Origin of the sequence: Mycobacterium lehmannii (genome assembly GCF_001499925.1) — a bacterium.
GTDB classification, from domain to species: domain Bacteria; phylum Actinomycetota; class Actinomycetes; order Mycobacteriales; family Mycobacteriaceae; genus Mycobacterium; species Mycobacterium lehmannii.
In genome coordinates this window covers 47,174-61,382 of record NZ_LQIR01000067.1, presented here as the reverse complement: position 1 = coordinate 61,382, position 14,209 = coordinate 47,174, and the positions used below count along the sequence as shown (strand labels likewise).

The 14,209-nt window shown below is 68.0% G+C and carries 17 protein-coding genes; 14 read left to right on the top strand and 3 right to left on the bottom strand.

Translation table 11 applies throughout. The annotated features are described in order from the left end of the window. The first annotated feature begins 1 nt into the window (after window position 1). From mshA to regX, 5 genes are all read left to right on the top strand, one after another. Entirely contained in the window at window positions 2–1,330 is a 1,329-nt protein-coding gene (mshA, locus tag AU192_RS22270) for a D-inositol-3-phosphate glycosyltransferase (RefSeq protein ID WP_064399699.1), read from the top strand. Further along, a complete protein-coding gene (locus tag AU192_RS22265; RefSeq protein ID WP_064399698.1) occupies window positions 1,327–1,833 on the top strand; it encodes a type III secretion system chaperone family protein in 507 nt (168 codons plus the stop codon). The genes mshA and AU192_RS22265 overlap by 4 nt, the downstream gene beginning before the upstream one ends. Before the next feature lie 109 nt (window positions 1,834–1,942). Next, a complete protein-coding gene (locus tag AU192_RS22260) occupies window positions 1,943–2,704 on the top strand; it encodes a phosphoglyceromutase (RefSeq protein ID WP_064399697.1) in 762 nt (253 codons plus the stop codon). 137 nt (window positions 2,705–2,841) lie between these two features. Continuing rightward, window positions 2,842–4,026, top strand: a complete 1,185-nt coding sequence (locus AU192_RS22255) for a sensor histidine kinase (protein WP_064399696.1) — start codon at window positions 2,842–2,844, stop codon at window positions 4,024–4,026. Next, a complete protein-coding gene (gene regX / locus AU192_RS22250; protein WP_064399695.1) occupies window positions 4,023–4,709 on the top strand; it encodes a two-component sensory transduction protein RegX in 687 nt (228 codons plus the stop codon). Before AU192_RS22255 ends, regX begins: the two co-directional genes overlap by 4 nt. A 6-nt stretch (window positions 4,710–4,715) precedes the next feature. Here the strand turns inward: regX and AU192_RS22245 are convergent, their stop codons facing one another. After that, window positions 4,716–5,030, bottom strand: coding sequence for a YciI family protein (locus AU192_RS22245; RefSeq protein ID WP_207544976.1), 315 nt, complete (start codon window positions 5,028–5,030; stop codon window positions 4,716–4,718). Continuing rightward, window positions 5,027–5,824, bottom strand: a complete 798-nt coding sequence (locus AU192_RS22240; protein ID WP_064399694.1) for a DUF3109 family protein — start codon at window positions 5,822–5,824, stop codon at window positions 5,027–5,029. The genes AU192_RS22245 and AU192_RS22240 overlap by 4 nt, the downstream gene beginning before the upstream one ends. Window positions 5,825–5,836: 12 nt before the next feature. Between AU192_RS22240 and AU192_RS22235 the strand changes: the two genes are divergently transcribed. The 9 genes from AU192_RS22235 (at window position 5,837) to AU192_RS22200 (ending at window position 13,620) form a co-directional block, all read left to right on the top strand. Next, entirely contained in the window at window positions 5,837–6,835 is a 999-nt protein-coding gene (locus tag AU192_RS22235; protein ID WP_064399693.1) for a Ppx/GppA family phosphatase, read from the top strand. 26 nt (window positions 6,836–6,861) lie between these two features. Further along, window positions 6,862–8,040, top strand: a complete 1,179-nt coding sequence (locus AU192_RS22230; RefSeq protein WP_064399692.1) for a hypothetical protein — start codon at window positions 6,862–6,864, stop codon at window positions 8,038–8,040. A gap of 15 nt (window positions 8,041–8,055) precedes the next feature. Further along, complete coding sequence (locus AU192_RS22225) at window positions 8,056–8,901, top strand: sugar phosphate isomerase/epimerase family protein (RefSeq protein WP_064399691.1); 846 nt, start codon at window positions 8,056–8,058, stop codon at window positions 8,899–8,901. Window positions 8,902–8,947: 46 nt separating this feature from the next. Next, a complete protein-coding gene (locus AU192_RS22220; protein WP_064399690.1) occupies window positions 8,948–9,820 on the top strand; it encodes a thioesterase family protein in 873 nt (290 codons plus the stop codon). A gap of 60 nt (window positions 9,821–9,880) precedes the next feature. Beyond that, window positions 9,881–10,762 carry a pyrroline-5-carboxylate reductase gene (gene proC / locus AU192_RS22215; RefSeq protein WP_064399689.1) on the top strand — a complete coding sequence of 294 codons (882 nt, stop codon included), beginning with the start codon at window positions 9,881–9,883 and terminating at the stop codon, window positions 10,760–10,762. A gap of 127 nt (window positions 10,763–10,889) precedes the next feature. Continuing rightward, a complete protein-coding gene (locus AU192_RS22210; RefSeq protein ID WP_064351303.1) occupies window positions 10,890–11,150 on the top strand; it encodes a helix-turn-helix domain-containing protein in 261 nt (86 codons plus the stop codon). 131 nt (window positions 11,151–11,281) lie between these two features. Then, window positions 11,282–11,383 (top strand): 30S ribosomal protein bS22, encoded by a 102-nt coding sequence (locus tag AU192_RS25270; protein WP_003402602.1) that lies wholly within the window; start codon window positions 11,282–11,284, stop codon window positions 11,381–11,383. A 31-nt stretch (window positions 11,384–11,414) separates the two neighbouring features. Beyond that, window positions 11,415–12,515 (top strand): SDR family oxidoreductase, encoded by a 1,101-nt coding sequence (locus AU192_RS22205; protein ID WP_064399688.1) that lies wholly within the window; start codon window positions 11,415–11,417, stop codon window positions 12,513–12,515. Between the two features lie 37 nt (window positions 12,516–12,552). After that, the gene (locus tag AU192_RS22200; protein ID WP_064399687.1) at window positions 12,553–13,620 is read left to right on the top strand and encodes a lysophospholipid acyltransferase family protein; all 1,068 of its coding nucleotides are present in this window, start codon (window positions 12,553–12,555) and stop codon (window positions 13,618–13,620) included. 21 nt (window positions 13,621–13,641) lie between these two features. Here the strand turns inward: AU192_RS22200 and AU192_RS22195 are convergent, their stop codons facing one another. After that, the gene (locus AU192_RS22195; RefSeq protein ID WP_064399686.1) at window positions 13,642–14,175 is read right to left on the bottom strand and encodes an FAS1-like dehydratase domain-containing protein; all 534 of its coding nucleotides are present in this window, start codon (window positions 14,173–14,175) and stop codon (window positions 13,642–13,644) included. Window positions 14,176–14,209: the final 34 nt, after the last annotated feature.

The following is a 14,209-nucleotide window of genomic DNA, read 5'->3' as shown; positions in this document are numbered from 1 at the left end:
TGTGCGCCTAGCAACGGATCCGTCCCGTTCTGATGCCGCCGGACTTCCGGTCCCCAGGCGCGTCGCCGTGCTGTCGGTGCACACGTCGCCGTTGGCCCAGCCCGGCACCGGCGACGCGGGCGGGATGAACGTCTACGTGCTCCAGAGCGCGCTGCAGATGGCTCGCCGCGGGGTCGAAGTGGAGATCTTCACGCGGGCGACCTCGTCGGCCGACCAACCCACCGTGCGGGTCGCTCCCGGTGTGCTGGTGCGCAACGTGGTCGCGGGCCCGTTCGAGGGGCTCGACAAGTACGACCTGCCCACCCAGTTGTGTGCGTTCACCGCGGGGGTGCTGCGCGCGGAGGCGACGCACGAACCGGGCTACTACGACATCGTCCATTCGCACTACTGGTTGTCGGGTCAGGTCGGCTGGCTGGCGCGCGACCGCTGGGCGGTGCCGCTCGTGCACACCGCGCACACGCTGGCCGCGGTCAAGAACGCCGCCCTGGCCGAGGGTGACTCACCCGAACCGCCGCTGCGCGCGGTCGGTGAGCAGCAGGTCGTCGACGAGGCCGACCGGTTGATCGTCAACACCGAACATGAAGCGCAGCAACTGGTTTCGGTACACAACGCCGATCCGGCGAGGATCGATGTGGTGCACCCCGGCGTCGACCTCGAGACGTTCACACCCGGGGACCGCAACGCCGCGCGTGCCGCGCTGGGACTCGGCACCGACGAGCAGGTGGTCGCGTTCGTCGGGCGCATCCAGCCGCTGAAGGCGCCCGACGTCGCACTGCGCGCCGCGGCCAAACTGCCGGGCGTCCGCGTGCTGGTGGCCGGCGGCCCCTCCGGCTCCGGGCTGCAGGCCCCCGACGGGCTGATTCGACTGGCCAACGATCTGGGTATCTCGGACCGGGTGACGTTCCTGCCGCCCCAGTCGCGCGAACAGCTGGTCAACGTGTACCGGGCCGCCGACCTGGTGGCCGTACCCAGCTATTCGGAGTCTTTCGGCCTGGTCGCGGTCGAAGCTCAGGCATGCGGGACGCCGGTGGTGGCCGCCGCGGTCGGCGGATTGCCGGTCGCGGTGCGCGACGGTGTCACCGGGACACTGGTCGACGGGCACGACGACGGCGACTGGGCGCACGCCATCGGCGATGTGCTGGGCCGCGCCGACGCTCTGAGGCCCGCGGCCGCGGCCCACGCGGCGACGTTCTCGTGGGCCCGCACCGTCGACGCGCTGTTGGCCAGTTACGGCCGCGCCGTCGCCGACTACCGGGCACGTCACCAGATGCGAGACGGCGCGCGCCGTACGGGTCGGCGGTTCTCGCGGCGGCGGGGGGTGCGGGCATGACCGACGCGGCGAAGGTCATCGAAGAGGCGTGCAAGGAGAACGGCCTGGTCTGCACGTATCACGAAGGTGCGCGCGGCGGGTTGGCCGGCATCATCGTCGAACTGCCCGGCGAGCGACGGCTCAAGACCAACACGATCCTGTCGATCGGCGAGCACTCGGTACGCATCGAGGCGTTCGTCTGCCGCAAGCCCGACGAGAATCACGAGGGCGTCTACCGGTTCCTGCTCAAGCGCAACCGCCGCCTCTACGGGGTCGCGTACACGCTCGACAACGTCGGCGACATCTACCTCGTCGGGCGGATGTCGCTGGAATCGGTGACCTCCGACGAAGTCGACCGGATCCTCGGTCAGGTGCTCGAAGCCGTCGACAACGACTTCAACACGTTGTTGGAGTTGGGATTTCGCTCGTCGATCCAGAAGGAGTGGGAATGGCGGGTGTCGCGCGGCGAGTCGCTGAAGAATTTGCAGGCGTTCGCCCACCTGATCGACGACGAGGACGACTGACCCTTTCGCCCAGACCGACGTTTTGGCGGGTTTTTTCGACCGGATTCCACCATTTCGTCGGTCTCGGTACGGGGGGTGGGCGATCCGTCTGCCGTGAGAGGATTGTGCCATGTCTGATTCCCGGGGTGACTGCACGCTGATCCTGCTCCGCCACGGGCAGAGCGACTGGAACGAGAAGAACCTGTTCACCGGCTGGGTCGACGTCGACCTCACCGAGAAGGGCCGCGCCGAAGCGGTCCGTGCCGGCGAGCTGATAAAGGAACTCGATCGCCAACCCGACGTGGTCTACACCTCGCTGCTGCGCCGCGCGATCACCACCGCGAATCTGGCCCTGGACAAGGCCGACCGGCACTGGATCCCGGTGCACCGCGACTGGCGCCTCAACGAGCGCCACTACGGCGCGCTGCAGGGTCTGAACAAGGCCGAGACCAAGGAGCGCTACGGAGACGAGCAGTTCATGGCGTGGCGGCGCAGCTACGACACCCCGCCGCCACCGATCGAGCCGGGCAGCACCTACAGCGAGGACGGCGACCCCCGCTACGCCGACCTGCCCGACGGTCCGCCACGCACCGAATGCCTCAAGGACGTCGTCGAGCGGTTCGTGCCGTACTACACCTCGACGATCGAACCGGACCTGCGCGCGGGTAAGACCGTGCTGATCGCCGCGCACGGCAACTCGCTGCGCGCCCTGGTCAAGCACCTCGACGGGATGTCCGACGAGGACGTCGTCGGCCTCAACATCCCGACCGGCATCCCGTTGCGCTACGACCTGGACTCCGATCTGAAGCCGAGGATCATCGGCGGCACCTATCTGGATCCCGAGGCCGCCGCCGCCGGCGCGGCAGCCGTCGCCGCACAGGGCGCCAAGTAGTCCGTCAGCCGTCCCAGGCGAACGGACGGTGAACAGCGGGGGTCCGGAGCCCGAATTTCGGTGTTTCGGTATGTGAGTTGTCCCGTTTTGGCCGCACGCTGCTGGGATGACGTTCACCGGGTGCGTACGATTTCGGCGTGAGTGTCGTTTGGGCACTGCTGCTGGCAGCGGTGGTCGCACTGCTCGCTCTGGGAGCCGGTATCGCGCTCGGGGCGCGTTTGAGCCCCCGCCTCACCGATCGCAGACAGCGTCGCACCACCGCGCAGAGCGGGGTCACGGTTTCACAGATGCTCTCCCACATCGCATCGCGGGCGCCCACGGGAATCGTGGTGGTCGACCACTTCCGTGACGTCGTCTACGCCAACGACCGGGCCCGCGAGCTGGGACTGGTTCGCGACCGGCTGCTCGACGAGCGGGCCTGGCGGGCCGCCGAGCGCACACTGGCCACCGGCCAGCCCGGCGATGTCGACCTCACGGCACACAAGCGCGTCAACCCCGGCCGGTCCGGCCTGTCGGTGCGCGGACACGTTCAGCTGCTGACCGACCAGGACCGCCGCTTCGCCGTCGTCTACGTCGACGACCACTCCGAATACGCCCGCATGGAAGCCACCCGCAGGGATTTCGTCGCCAACGTCAGCCACGAGCTGAAAACGCCGGTCGGCGCGATGGGGCTGCTGGCCGAGGCGCTGCTCGCATCGGCCGACGACCCTGAGACCGTGCGCCGATTCGCCGAGCGGATGGTCGCCGAGTCCAACCGGCTGGCCAACATGATCGGCGAGCTGATCGAGCTGTCGCGGTTGCAGGGCGCCGAGCGCCTGCCCGACCTCGCGGCCGTCGACGTCGACACCGTGGTGTCCGAGGCGCTGTCGCGGCACAAGGTGCCCGCCGACAATGCAGACATCAAGATCACCACCGACGCGCCGACCGGTTTCCGCGCCCTCGGAGACCAAGCCCTGCTGGTCACCGCGATCGCGAACCTGGTCTCCAACGCGATCGCGTACTCACCGCACGGGTCGTCGGTTTCGATCAGCCGCAGGCGGCGCGGGGACAACATCGAGATCGCCGTCACCGACCGCGGTATCGGCATTGCCCGCGAGGACCAGGAGCGGGTCTTCGAGCGATTCTTCCGCGTCGACAAGGCGCGGTCCCGGGCCACCGGCGGCACCGGGCTCGGGTTGGCCATCGTCAAACACGTGGCGGCCAACCACAACGGAAGCATCCGGCTGTGGAGTCAGCCGGGAACGGGATCGACGTTCACGCTGTCGATTCCGGCCTATCCCGATAACGAATCGGACGAACGAGAGGACCAGCGAAACCAATGACCAGTGTGCTGATCGTGGAGGACGAGGAGTCCTTGGCTGATCCCCTGGCCTTTCTTCTTCGCAAAGAGGGCTTCGAGGCCACCGTCGTCACCGACGGGCCCGCGGCCTTGGCCGAGTTCGAGCGCTCCGGCGCCGACATCGTGCTGCTCGACCTGATGCTGCCCGGCATGAGCGGTACGGATGTGTGTCGTCAATTGCGTTCGCGCTCAAGCGTTCCGGTTATCATGGTGACCGCCCGCGACAGCGAGATCGACAAGGTCGTCGGGCTCGAACTCGGCGCCGACGACTACGTCACCAAGCCTTACTCGGCCCGCGAGCTGATCGCTCGTATCCGCGCGGTGTTGCGGCGCGGCGCCGAGCACGACGACCCCGGGATCGGTGACGGCGTGCTCGAGGCCGGGCCCGTCCGGATGGACGTCGAGCGCCATGTGGTCTCGGTGAACGGACAGCCGGTCACGATGCCGCTCAAGGAGTTCGACCTGCTCGAGTACCTGATGCGCAACAGCGGCCGGGTGTTGACCCGCGGCCAGCTCATCGACCGCGTGTGGGGCGCCGATTACGTCGGCGACACCAAAACCCTTGACGTCCATGTGAAGCGGTTGCGGTCCAAGATCGAGGCCGATCCGGCCAACCCCGTGCATCTGGTCACCGTCCGCGGCCTGGGCTACAAACTCGAGGGCTGAGCCGGTCTAACCGGTAGTACCGCCCATGATCTCGAGGACGTCGAACGTGTTGACACCGGCGGTGACCGACGGGTCGCGCTCGGCGATCGCGAGCACCTCGGCGCGATCGTCGGCACGCAGCACGCCCAGCCCCCATACGCCTTCGGGGTCGGCGACCGGGCCGTAGACGACGACGCGGCCCTGCGCCAACAGCTGCTCCCAGTACTCCTGATGCGCCGCCATCGCCTGCTGCTCGACGGGCGTCATGGTCTGAGCGAAATCCGCTCGGGGCGGGATCAGCCGGAACAGGAACAGCGATGCGGCGCCCGAAGTATCGGTCATCCGGCCAGCCGGGTGGCGGGGTGCACGGCGATGAGCCCTAATCCGCTGCGCCGCTTGCACATCGCCGCGAGCTCCGCGTACGCCTTCTCGCCGAGCAGCTCGGTGAGCTCGGGGCCGTAGGACTCCCAAACCTGCCTGCTGCCGACGTGTGCGTTCGGATCGCCGGTGCAGTACCAGTGCAGGTCGGCGCCGCCTTCGCCCCAGCCGCGACGGTCGTACTCGGTGATCCACGTCTTGAGGATCTCGGTCCCGTCGGGCCGCTCCACCCACTCCTGCGTGCGACGGATCGGCAGCTGCCAGCACACGTCGGGTTTCATGGTCAGCGGTTCGACGCCGAGCTTGAGCGCCTTGCTGTGCAGTGCGCATCCGATGCCGCCTGCGAAGCCGGGCCGGTTGAGGAAGATGCAGGCGCCCTTGTACTTCCGGGTGCGCAGGTTGGGCTTGTCGTCGTAGGAGTCCATCTCGAGGTAGCCCTTCTTGCCGAGCCCCTTCTCGCGGAACTGCCAATCCTCGGCGGTCAGCGTTTTCACCGCGTCGTCGAGGCGCGCGATGTCGTCGTCGTCGGACATGAACGCCCCGTGCGAACAACACCCGTCATCCGGGCGTCCCTCCACCGTGCCCTTGCACGCCGGGGTACCGAACACGCAGGTCCACCGCGAGAGCAGCCACGTCAGATCGGCGGCGATCAAGTGCTCGGGATTGTCGGGGTCGTAGAACTCGACCCACTCACGGGCGAAATCGAGTTCGACCTCTCCGGGGTGCGGTGCAGTCACGATTCTCAACGGTAGACCCATTAAGTTGGATGAGTGCGATTAGGCGTGCTCGACGTGGGCAGCAATACCGTTCACCTTCTCGTGGTGGACGCGCGACGCGGTGGGCACCCGACGCCGATGAGTTCGACCAAGGCCTCGCTGCGCCTCGCCGAGGCCATCGACAGCGACGGCAAGATCACCCGCAGAGGCGCCGACAAGCTGATCGGCACCATCGACGAATTCGCCAAGATCGCCACGAGTTCCGGCTGTGCGGAGCTGATGGCGTTCGCCACCTCCGCGGTGCGCGACGCGAAGAACTCCGAAGAACTGCTGGCCCGGATTCTCGCCGAGACGGGGGTGGCGCTGCGCGTGCTCGCAGGCGTCGACGAGTCGCGGCTGACGTTTCTTGCGGTGCGACGGTGGTACGGCTGGAGCGCCGGACGGATCATCAACATCGACATCGGCGGCGGCTCGCTCGAACTGTCCAACGGCGTGGACGAGGAGCCGGAGGTTGCGCTGTCGCTTCCGCTCGGGGCGGGCCGGCTCACCCGCGAGTGGCTCCCCGACGATCCGCCGGGCAGGCGGCGGGTGGCGATGCTGCGCGACTGGCTGGCCACCGAGCTGGCCGACGCCGGCGCAGAGATGCTCAAGGCCGGCGCTCCCGACCTGGCGGTCGCATCGTCGAAGACGTTCCGGTCGCTGGCCAGGCTGACCGGCGCGGCGCCCTCGGGGGCGGGCCCGCGGGTCAAACGGACGCTGACCGCCACCGGCTTAAGGCAGCTCATAAATTTCATCTCTAGGATGACCGCGGCTGACCGTGCCGAACTGGAAGGGGTGAGTGCCGATCGGGCGCCACAGATCGTGGCCGGAGCGTTGGTCGCCGAGGCGAGCATGAATGCCCTCGGTGTCGAGAGTGTCGACATCTGCCCCTGGGCGTTGCGGGAGGGGCTGATTCTGCGGAGACTCGACAGCGAAGCCGATGGCAGTGGTCTCGCGGGCGGTACCCACAATCCGGCCTCAGTACAGACGTTTGTGCGTAATGCTGGACGATAGATGACGAGGCCCGAAGGCAACACACGATGACAGGACCAGAAGACGACCACAGCAACACGCGACCCATCTCGGTCGCGGAGTTGCTGGCGCGCAACGGCACGATCGGTGCCCCGCCGGTCGGCGGGCGGCGCCGTCGTCGCCGCGGCGCCGACTCCGTTACCGTCGCCGAACTGACCGGTGAGATCCCGATCATCCGTGACGACGACGCACCCGCCACGGGGCGTTCGGCCGCCGCGACGGTCGAGGCCCCCGCCGAACCCGAGCCCGTCGCACCCGCCGAGGCCGTGGACGCCGAACCCGCCACCGAGGCTGCTGAGGCCGCCCCCGCCGAGACTGCCGAGACTGCCGAGGCCGCTGCCGCCAACGGCGCCGTCGACCACACCGAGGAGACGGTCGAGGAGGAAGCCCTCGAGGTCCCCGAAGACGAGCCTCTCGAGGCCTCCGACACCGAAACTTCCGACGTCGACTCCGAGGCCGTCGAGGACGCGGCCGGCGCCGCGGCCGGCGCGGACGTGGACACCGACTACGCCGATGCCGTCTCCGACTACCAGACCCACATCGAGCAGCGCGACGCCGACGAGGACCTCGACTTCTTCGCCCCGCCGCGGCGCTCGACCTTCGCGCGCCGGCGCTTCGGCATGCTCGGTCGCAGCGCACCGGCAGAACCCAGCGATGCCCAGGTCGGCGCCGAGGAGATGAGCCCCGACCCGGTCGACTGGGCCGATCCGGACGCCGACGGGGACGAGGCCGCCGACGCGGCGGTCGCCGTGGCCGAGCCGGAGCACGACGATGAGCGCGACGACAGGCCGTCCTACCTGCGTTCTCCCGACGACGCGCTGTTCGGCGGTCCCGACGTCGACGACGATGTCGCCCGGCCGAACAACGGCCTGAGCCCGGCCGACGTCGACCTCGACGAGGAGGACGCCCCGCGTTCGGGTGCGATGTCGTCGTTCCTGCGCGGGGCGATGGTCGTCGGGCAGTGCGTGGTCGCGGTCGCGTTCGGCGCCGGGCTGTTCATCGCCTTCGACCAGCTGTGGAAGTGGAACAGCATCGTCGCGCTGGTACTGGGCGTGCTGGTGATCCTGGGCCTGGTGGTCGGCGTGCGCGTGGTCCGCAAGACCGAGGACATCGGCAGCACACTGATCGCCGTCGCGGTCGGCGCGATGGTGACATTCGGGCCGCTGGCACTGATGCAGGCGGCTTGAGGCGCCCAATCACCCGTGCGTCCAGCCATTAAGGTCGGTCTGTCGACGGCCTCGGTCTACCCGCTGAGAACCGAGGCGGCCTTCGAATACGCAGCCAAGCTCGGCTACGACGGGGTCGAGCTCATGGTGTGGGCCGAGACGGTCAGCCAAGATGTCGACGCCATCGAGCAGCTGTCGAAGCGTTACGAAATGCCCGTGCTCTCGGTGCACGCACCGTGCCTGTTGATCTCCCAGCGCGTGTGGGGCGCGAACCCGATTCCGAAACTCGAACGCAGCGTGCGCGCCGCCGAGCAACTGGGCGCCCAGACCGTCGTCGTGCATCCGCCGTTCCGCTGGCAGCGCCGCTACGCCGAAGGCTTCTCCGACCAGGTGGCCGAGCTCGAGGAGTCCAGCGAGGTGATGGTCGCCGTCGAGAACATGTTCCCGTTCCGCGCCGACCGCTTCTTCGGGGCGGGTCAGACCTCGATCGAGCGCATGCGCAAACGCGGTGGCAGGCCCGGCCCGGGCATCTCGGCATTCGCGCCGTCCTACGATCCGCTCGACGGCGACCACGCCCACTACACGCTCGACCTGTCCCATACCGCGACCGCCGGCTCCGACGCACTCGAGATGGCGCGCCGCATGGGCGAGGGGTTGGTGCACCTGCACCTGTGCGACGGCAGCGGCGCCTCGACCGACGAGCATCTGGTGCCCGGCCGCGGTACTCAGCCGACGGTGGAGGTGTGCGAGATGCTGGCCGCAAGCGACTTCAACGGCCATGTGATCCTTGAGGTGACCACATCGGGTGCGCGCACCGCCGCCGAACGCGAAGCGCTGCTGGTCGAGTCGTTGCAGTTCGCGCGCAGGCACCTGCTTCGCTGACACACCCTGACCTCGTTCCCAACTCGCTTCCAGAAGGATTCACCAGATGGCCGGCTCCACCCTGTTCACCGACGCCATGGCGCTCACCCACGCCGGTGACGGCGTGTATCACGGTGAGCTGAACGAACATTGGACGATCGGGCCGAAGGTGCACGGCGGAGCGATGCTCGCGCTGTGCGCGAACGCCGCGCGGACGGAGCATTCCAGGGGGCTGGAAGGATCGGCCCACGCGCGCAGCGCAGGGGACGAACCGGGGGAGCAGGCGAGTGGTGGCGTGGAACCGATCGCGGTCTCGGGAAACTTCCTGTGGGCGCCCGACCCCGGCCCGATGCAGGTGGTCACAACCGTGCGCAAACGCGGGCGTCGCGTCAGCCTGATCGACGTCGAACTCAGACAGGGCGACCGTACAGCTGTGCGGGCCGCGATCACGCTCGGCGAGCCGGAACATCATGTGACGCCGCTGCTCTCGGTCAATCCCGTGATCCCGTTGATGCAACCGGATCCGCCGCCCGGTCTCGAGCCGATCGGTGAGGGCCACCCGATGGCCGACATCGTGCACCTCGCGCGCGGCTGCGACATCCGGCCCTCGCTGACCACGATGGAACCGCGGTCCGACGGCGGCCCGCCGGTGATCGAGTACTGGGTGCGGCCCAAGGGTGTCGCCCCGGACGTGCTTTTCGCCCTGCTGTGCGGCGACGTGTCGGCTCCTGTGACGTTCGGCGTCAACCGGTTCGGTTGGGCGCCCACCGTCCAGCTGACGGCGTACCTGCGCAGCAGGCCGGCCGACGGGTGGTTGCGCGTGCTCTGCACGACCGTGCAGATCGGCCAGGACTGGTTCGACGAGGACCACATCGTCGTCGACTGCGAGGGCCACATCGTCGTGCAGACCCGCCAACTCGCGATGGTTCCGCAGGGATAGGCGGCAAGCCGCGGAGGGTGGCCGCACACGCGGTGCCCGACCGTCTGCAATGCTTCCGGCATGGCCAGAATCGCGATCGTCGGCGGTGGAAGTATCGGTGAGGCACTGCTGTCCGGGCTGCTGCGGGCCGGACGGCAGGTCAAGGACCTGGCGGTGGCGGAGAAGGATTCGGACCGGGCCCAGTACCTGGCCGACACCTATTCGGTGCTGGTGACGACGGTGGCCAACGCGGTGGACCACGCGAGCTATGTGATCGTGGCCGTCAAACCGGCCGACGTGGCCGGGCTCGTCGACGAGATCGTCGATGCGGCGACCAATGCCGAAAGTGACACGGCCGAACAGGTTTTCGTGACGGTCGCGGCCGGCGTCACCACCGAGTACTACGAGAACAAGCTGCCCGCCGGCGCGCCGGTGATCCGCGTCATGCCCAACGCGCCGATGGTCGTCGGTGGGGGAGTGAGCGCGCTGTCGGCCGGTCGCTTCGCCACCCCCGAACAGATGAAGGAGGTCTCGGCGATCTTCGACGCGGTCGGCGGGGTGCTCACGGTGCCCGAGTCCCAACTCGACGCGGTCACCGCGATCTCCGGGTCGGGGCCGGCCTATTTCTTCCTGATGGTCGAGGCGCTCATCGACGCCGGCGTCGACGCCGGGCTCTCGCGATCGGCGGCCACCGACCTCGTCGCACAGACCATGGCGGGGTCGGCCGCGATGTTGCTGGATCGCCTCGACCGGAACGCGTCCGCGGGAGGTGCCGCCGGCGGCCCGTCGGGTGCCGGAATGGACACCACGCCCGCTCAACTGCGCGCGACGGTCACCTCGCCGGGCGGCACCACCGCGGCCGGTCTGCGGGAACTGGAGAGGGGTGGCCTGCGGGCGGCCGTTGCCAGGGCGGTCGAGGCCGCGAAAAAGCGCTCTGAGCAGCTCGGAATTACATCTGAGTAATTCTTTAAATTACCCACACCCGTCGCAGTAACACCATCTGCCACGCTATTCTCCTCGTGTAAGCACGGGTCGGTGCCAGCGGTGGGGAAGCCGCTGGAACTGCCCGTGCCTGAATGATTGGGTTGCGATGACGTCTATGAACGGGCCATCCTCGCGGGATTCGGCCAGTGGGAAGTCGGCTCGGGACTCCGGATCCGACGGTCAACAGCCACGGGCGCAATTCCTCACCGTCGCCGAGGTGGCGAGCCTGATGCGGGTCAGCAAGATGACGGTGTACCGGCTGGTGCACAACGGCGAGCTGCCTGCCGTCCGGGTCGGCCGCTCGTTCCGCGTGCATGCGAAGGCTGTTCACGACATGTTGGAGAGCTCGTACTTCGACGCAGGCTGATCTCCTCCGCGTTCCCGGCGACACCGTCGCCGGCCGTTGGGCGCGTTTCGCGGTTACCTGCACAGCCCGGTAAAGTGGCCGGGTCAGTCAACGATGCTCATCGGGCAGGTAAGGCGTAGGTAGCGGAGTTCATGGGTTCAGTCATCAAGAAGCGGCGCAAGCGCATGTCGAAGAAGAAGCACCGCAAGCTGCTTCGTCGCACCCGAGTCCAGCGCAGAAAACTCGGCAAGTAATCGCCGCCCGCCGTCGCTAGGCTCACCGGACATGGATTCCGAGGGTCGTGCCAATGGAGACGTCAACGGAGCTGACCCACGCGACGCCGTGCAGTATCCGAAGGTCGTGCTGGTCACCGGGGCGTGCCGGTTCCTCGGCGGCTACCTGACGGCCAGGCTGGCGCAGAACCCGTTGATCAACCATGTGATCGCCGTCGACGCGATCACTCCGAGCAAGGACCTTCTGCGGCGGATGGGGCGCGCGGAGTTCGTCCGCGCCGACATCCGCAACCCCTTCATCGCGAAGGTCATCCGCAACGGCGACGTCGACACCGTGGTGCACGCCGCGGCGGCGTCCTACGCACCCCGCTCCGGGGGCCGCGCGACGCTCAAGGAACTCAACGTGATGGGCGCGATCCAGCTGTTCGCGGCCTGCCAGAAGGCGCCGTCGGTGCAGCGAGTGGTGCTCAAGTCCACGTCGGAGGTGTACGGCTCGACCTCGCGCGACCCGGTGATGTTCACCGAGGACACCAGCGCGCGACGGCCACCGGGGGAGGGCTTCGCCCGCGACAGCATCGACATCGAGGGCTATGCGCGCGGACTGGGGCGTCGTCGGCCCGACATCGCGGTGACCATCCTGCGGTTGGCCAACATGATCGGGCCGGGTATGGACACCGCGCTGTCGCGCTACCTCGCCGGCCCGGTGGTGCCGACGGTCATCGGACACGACGCCCGGCTCCAGCTGCTGCACGAGCAGGATGCGCTCGGGGCGCTCGAGCGCGCGACGATGGCGGGCAAGGCGGGCACCTACAACGTCGGCGCGTCCGGGATCGTGATGATGAGCCAGGCGATTCGGCGGGCCGGCCGGATCGCGTTGCCCGTGCCGCGATCGGCGCTGGCGGCGGTGGATTCGCTGAGGCGCGCGACTCGTTACACTGAACTGGATCGTGAGCAGCTGAACTACCTCAGTTATGGCAGAGTGATGGACACATCGCGGATGCGCAACGATCTCGGCTACAACCCGAAGTGGACGACGGTGGAGGCCTTCGACGATTACGTCCGAGGTCGCGGATTGACTCCGATCGTCGACCCGCGGTGGGTACGCTCAATGGAGAGTCGCGCCGTTGCCGCGGCGCAACGGTGGGGGCGCTAGGCGCATCAACTAATCGGGTGGGGAGAAGGAAACGACCGTGGCGGGCGAGTCCAAGGCGAAAGTCATTCCGCTGCATGGCAATTCAGGCCGTGCAGCGGCTCAGCGGCGTAATGCCGCACGAGCGCAGGGCTCGCGCCGACATCCCTCGCAGCTGTCGGATCCGGTAGCCGGGGCCTCCGCCGAGGAGATCGCCGCCGTCGTCCGCGAGATCGACGAGCACCGCGGCGGCGTCGCGGGCGCACCGCCGGTCGACCAGACGCCCACCGAACTGGCCAAGCAGATCACCTCGGTCGGGGAGTTCGTGCGCAAGCGGATGACGGGTGAGTACACCGTCGACGAGTTCGGGTTCGATGCCCACCTCAACAACGCAATCTTTTTGCCTTTGCTGAGAGTCTTTTTCAAGTCGTGGTTCCGCGTCGAGGTCAGCGGGATCGAGCATCTGCCCGAAACCGGCGCCGCGCTCGTGGTCGCCAACCACGCCGGCGTGCTGCCGTTCGACGGGCTGATGACGTCGGTGGCGGTGCATGACCACCACCCTGCCCAGCGCGACCTGCGCCTGCTCGCCGCCGACATGGTGTTCGACCTGCCGGTGGTCGGTCAGGCCGCCCGCAAGGCCGGCCACACCATGGCCTGCACCGCCGACGCGCATCGGCTGCTGGCCGCGGGTGAGCTGACCGCGGTGTTCCCCGAGGGCTACAAGGGCCTGGGCAAGCACTTCAAAGACCGCTACAAGCTGCAGCGATTCGGTCGCGGCGGGTTCGTGTCGGCGGCGCTGCGCACCAAGGCGCCCATCGTGCCGTGCTCGATCGTCGGGTCCGAGGAGATCTATCCGATGATCGCCGACGTCAAGCTGCTGGCCCGGTTGCTCGGCCTGCCGTACTTCCCGATCACCCCGTTGTTCCCGCTGGCGGGTCCGGCGGGCATGGTGCCGCTGCCGTCGAAATGGCACATCCAGTTCGGGGAACCGATCGAGACCGCGGATTACGACGAGTCGGCCGCCGACGATCCGATGGTCACCTTCGAACTCACCGATCAGGTGCGCGAGACCATCCAGCAGACGCTGTACCAACTGCTCACCCAGCGCCGGAACACGTTCTTCGGCTGAGCGCGCGAAGAGCCGCTAGCTCTACGAATTACTTTGCTTGGCAATCATTTTCGCGATTGCCTCGTCGCGTGCGGCCGCGATGCGCTGGCTCACCTCGTCGGCTTCGGTGTCCGACTGCGCCTCGCCCATGACCGTGACGACGCTCGTCAGGACGGGGTTGCCGTCGGCGTCGGTCACCTCGCCGCGCACCTCGGTGACGATGGCGCCGTGCGATTCGGTGACCGAATCGAGGTAGGAGTCGAAGAACAGCTTGTCGCCAGCCAGGATCGGGCGGTGGAACGTGATCTTCTGGTCGCGGTGCAGGACCCGCTCCATGTTGATCGGCACGTCGAACTGGTTGAAGATCTCCAGCTGAACGCGCCGACCGGCGACGGCGAGGAAGGTCAGCGGTGCGATCAGCGAGTCGTAGCCGTACTCGGCGGCGGCCTCTTCGGTGAAATGCGCGGGGTGCTCGTCCTTGACCGCCTGTGCGAACTCACGGATCTTCTCCCGGCCGACCTCGAAGTAATCGGGATACCGGTAGTGCGTTCCGATGATGTTCTCTGCGATTGCCATACCTGAACTGCTCCTCGGGTGCGCGCGCTGCCGT

What these genes read in the sequence shown, in the direction of transcription:
- proC (WP_064399689.1), top strand. Translation starts at nt 9,881, where the DNA reads ATGGCCAGAATCGCGATCGTCGGCGGTGGAAGTATCGGTGAGGCACTG.
- AU192_RS22240 (WP_064399694.1), bottom strand. Translation starts at nt 5,824, where the DNA reads ATGGGTCTACCGTTGAGAATCGTGACTGCACCGCACCCCGGAGAGGTC.
- AU192_RS22195 (WP_064399686.1), bottom strand. Translation starts at nt 14,175, where the DNA reads ATGGCAATCGCAGAGAACATCATCGGAACGCACTACCGGTATCCCGAT.
- regX (WP_064399695.1), top strand. Translation starts at nt 4,023, where the DNA reads ATGACCAGTGTGCTGATCGTGGAGGACGAGGAGTCCTTGGCTGATCCC.
- AU192_RS22260 (WP_064399697.1), top strand. Translation starts at nt 1,943, where the DNA reads ATGTCTGATTCCCGGGGTGACTGCACGCTGATCCTGCTCCGCCACGGG.
- AU192_RS22245 (WP_207544976.1), bottom strand. Translation starts at nt 5,030, where the DNA reads ATGACCGATACTTCGGGCGCCGCATCGCTGTTCCTGTTCCGGCTGATC.
- AU192_RS22265 (WP_064399698.1), top strand. Translation starts at nt 1,327, where the DNA reads ATGACCGACGCGGCGAAGGTCATCGAAGAGGCGTGCAAGGAGAACGGC.
- AU192_RS22210 (WP_064351303.1), top strand. Translation starts at nt 10,890, where the DNA reads ATGACGTCTATGAACGGGCCATCCTCGCGGGATTCGGCCAGTGGGAAG.
- AU192_RS25270 (WP_003402602.1), top strand. Translation starts at nt 11,282, where the DNA reads ATGGGTTCAGTCATCAAGAAGCGGCGCAAGCGCATGTCGAAGAAGAAG.
- AU192_RS22230 (WP_064399692.1), top strand. Translation starts at nt 6,862, where the DNA reads ATGACAGGACCAGAAGACGACCACAGCAACACGCGACCCATCTCGGTC.
- AU192_RS22205 (WP_064399688.1), top strand. Translation starts at nt 11,415, where the DNA reads ATGGATTCCGAGGGTCGTGCCAATGGAGACGTCAACGGAGCTGACCCA.
- AU192_RS22220 (WP_064399690.1), top strand. Translation starts at nt 8,948, where the DNA reads ATGGCCGGCTCCACCCTGTTCACCGACGCCATGGCGCTCACCCACGCC.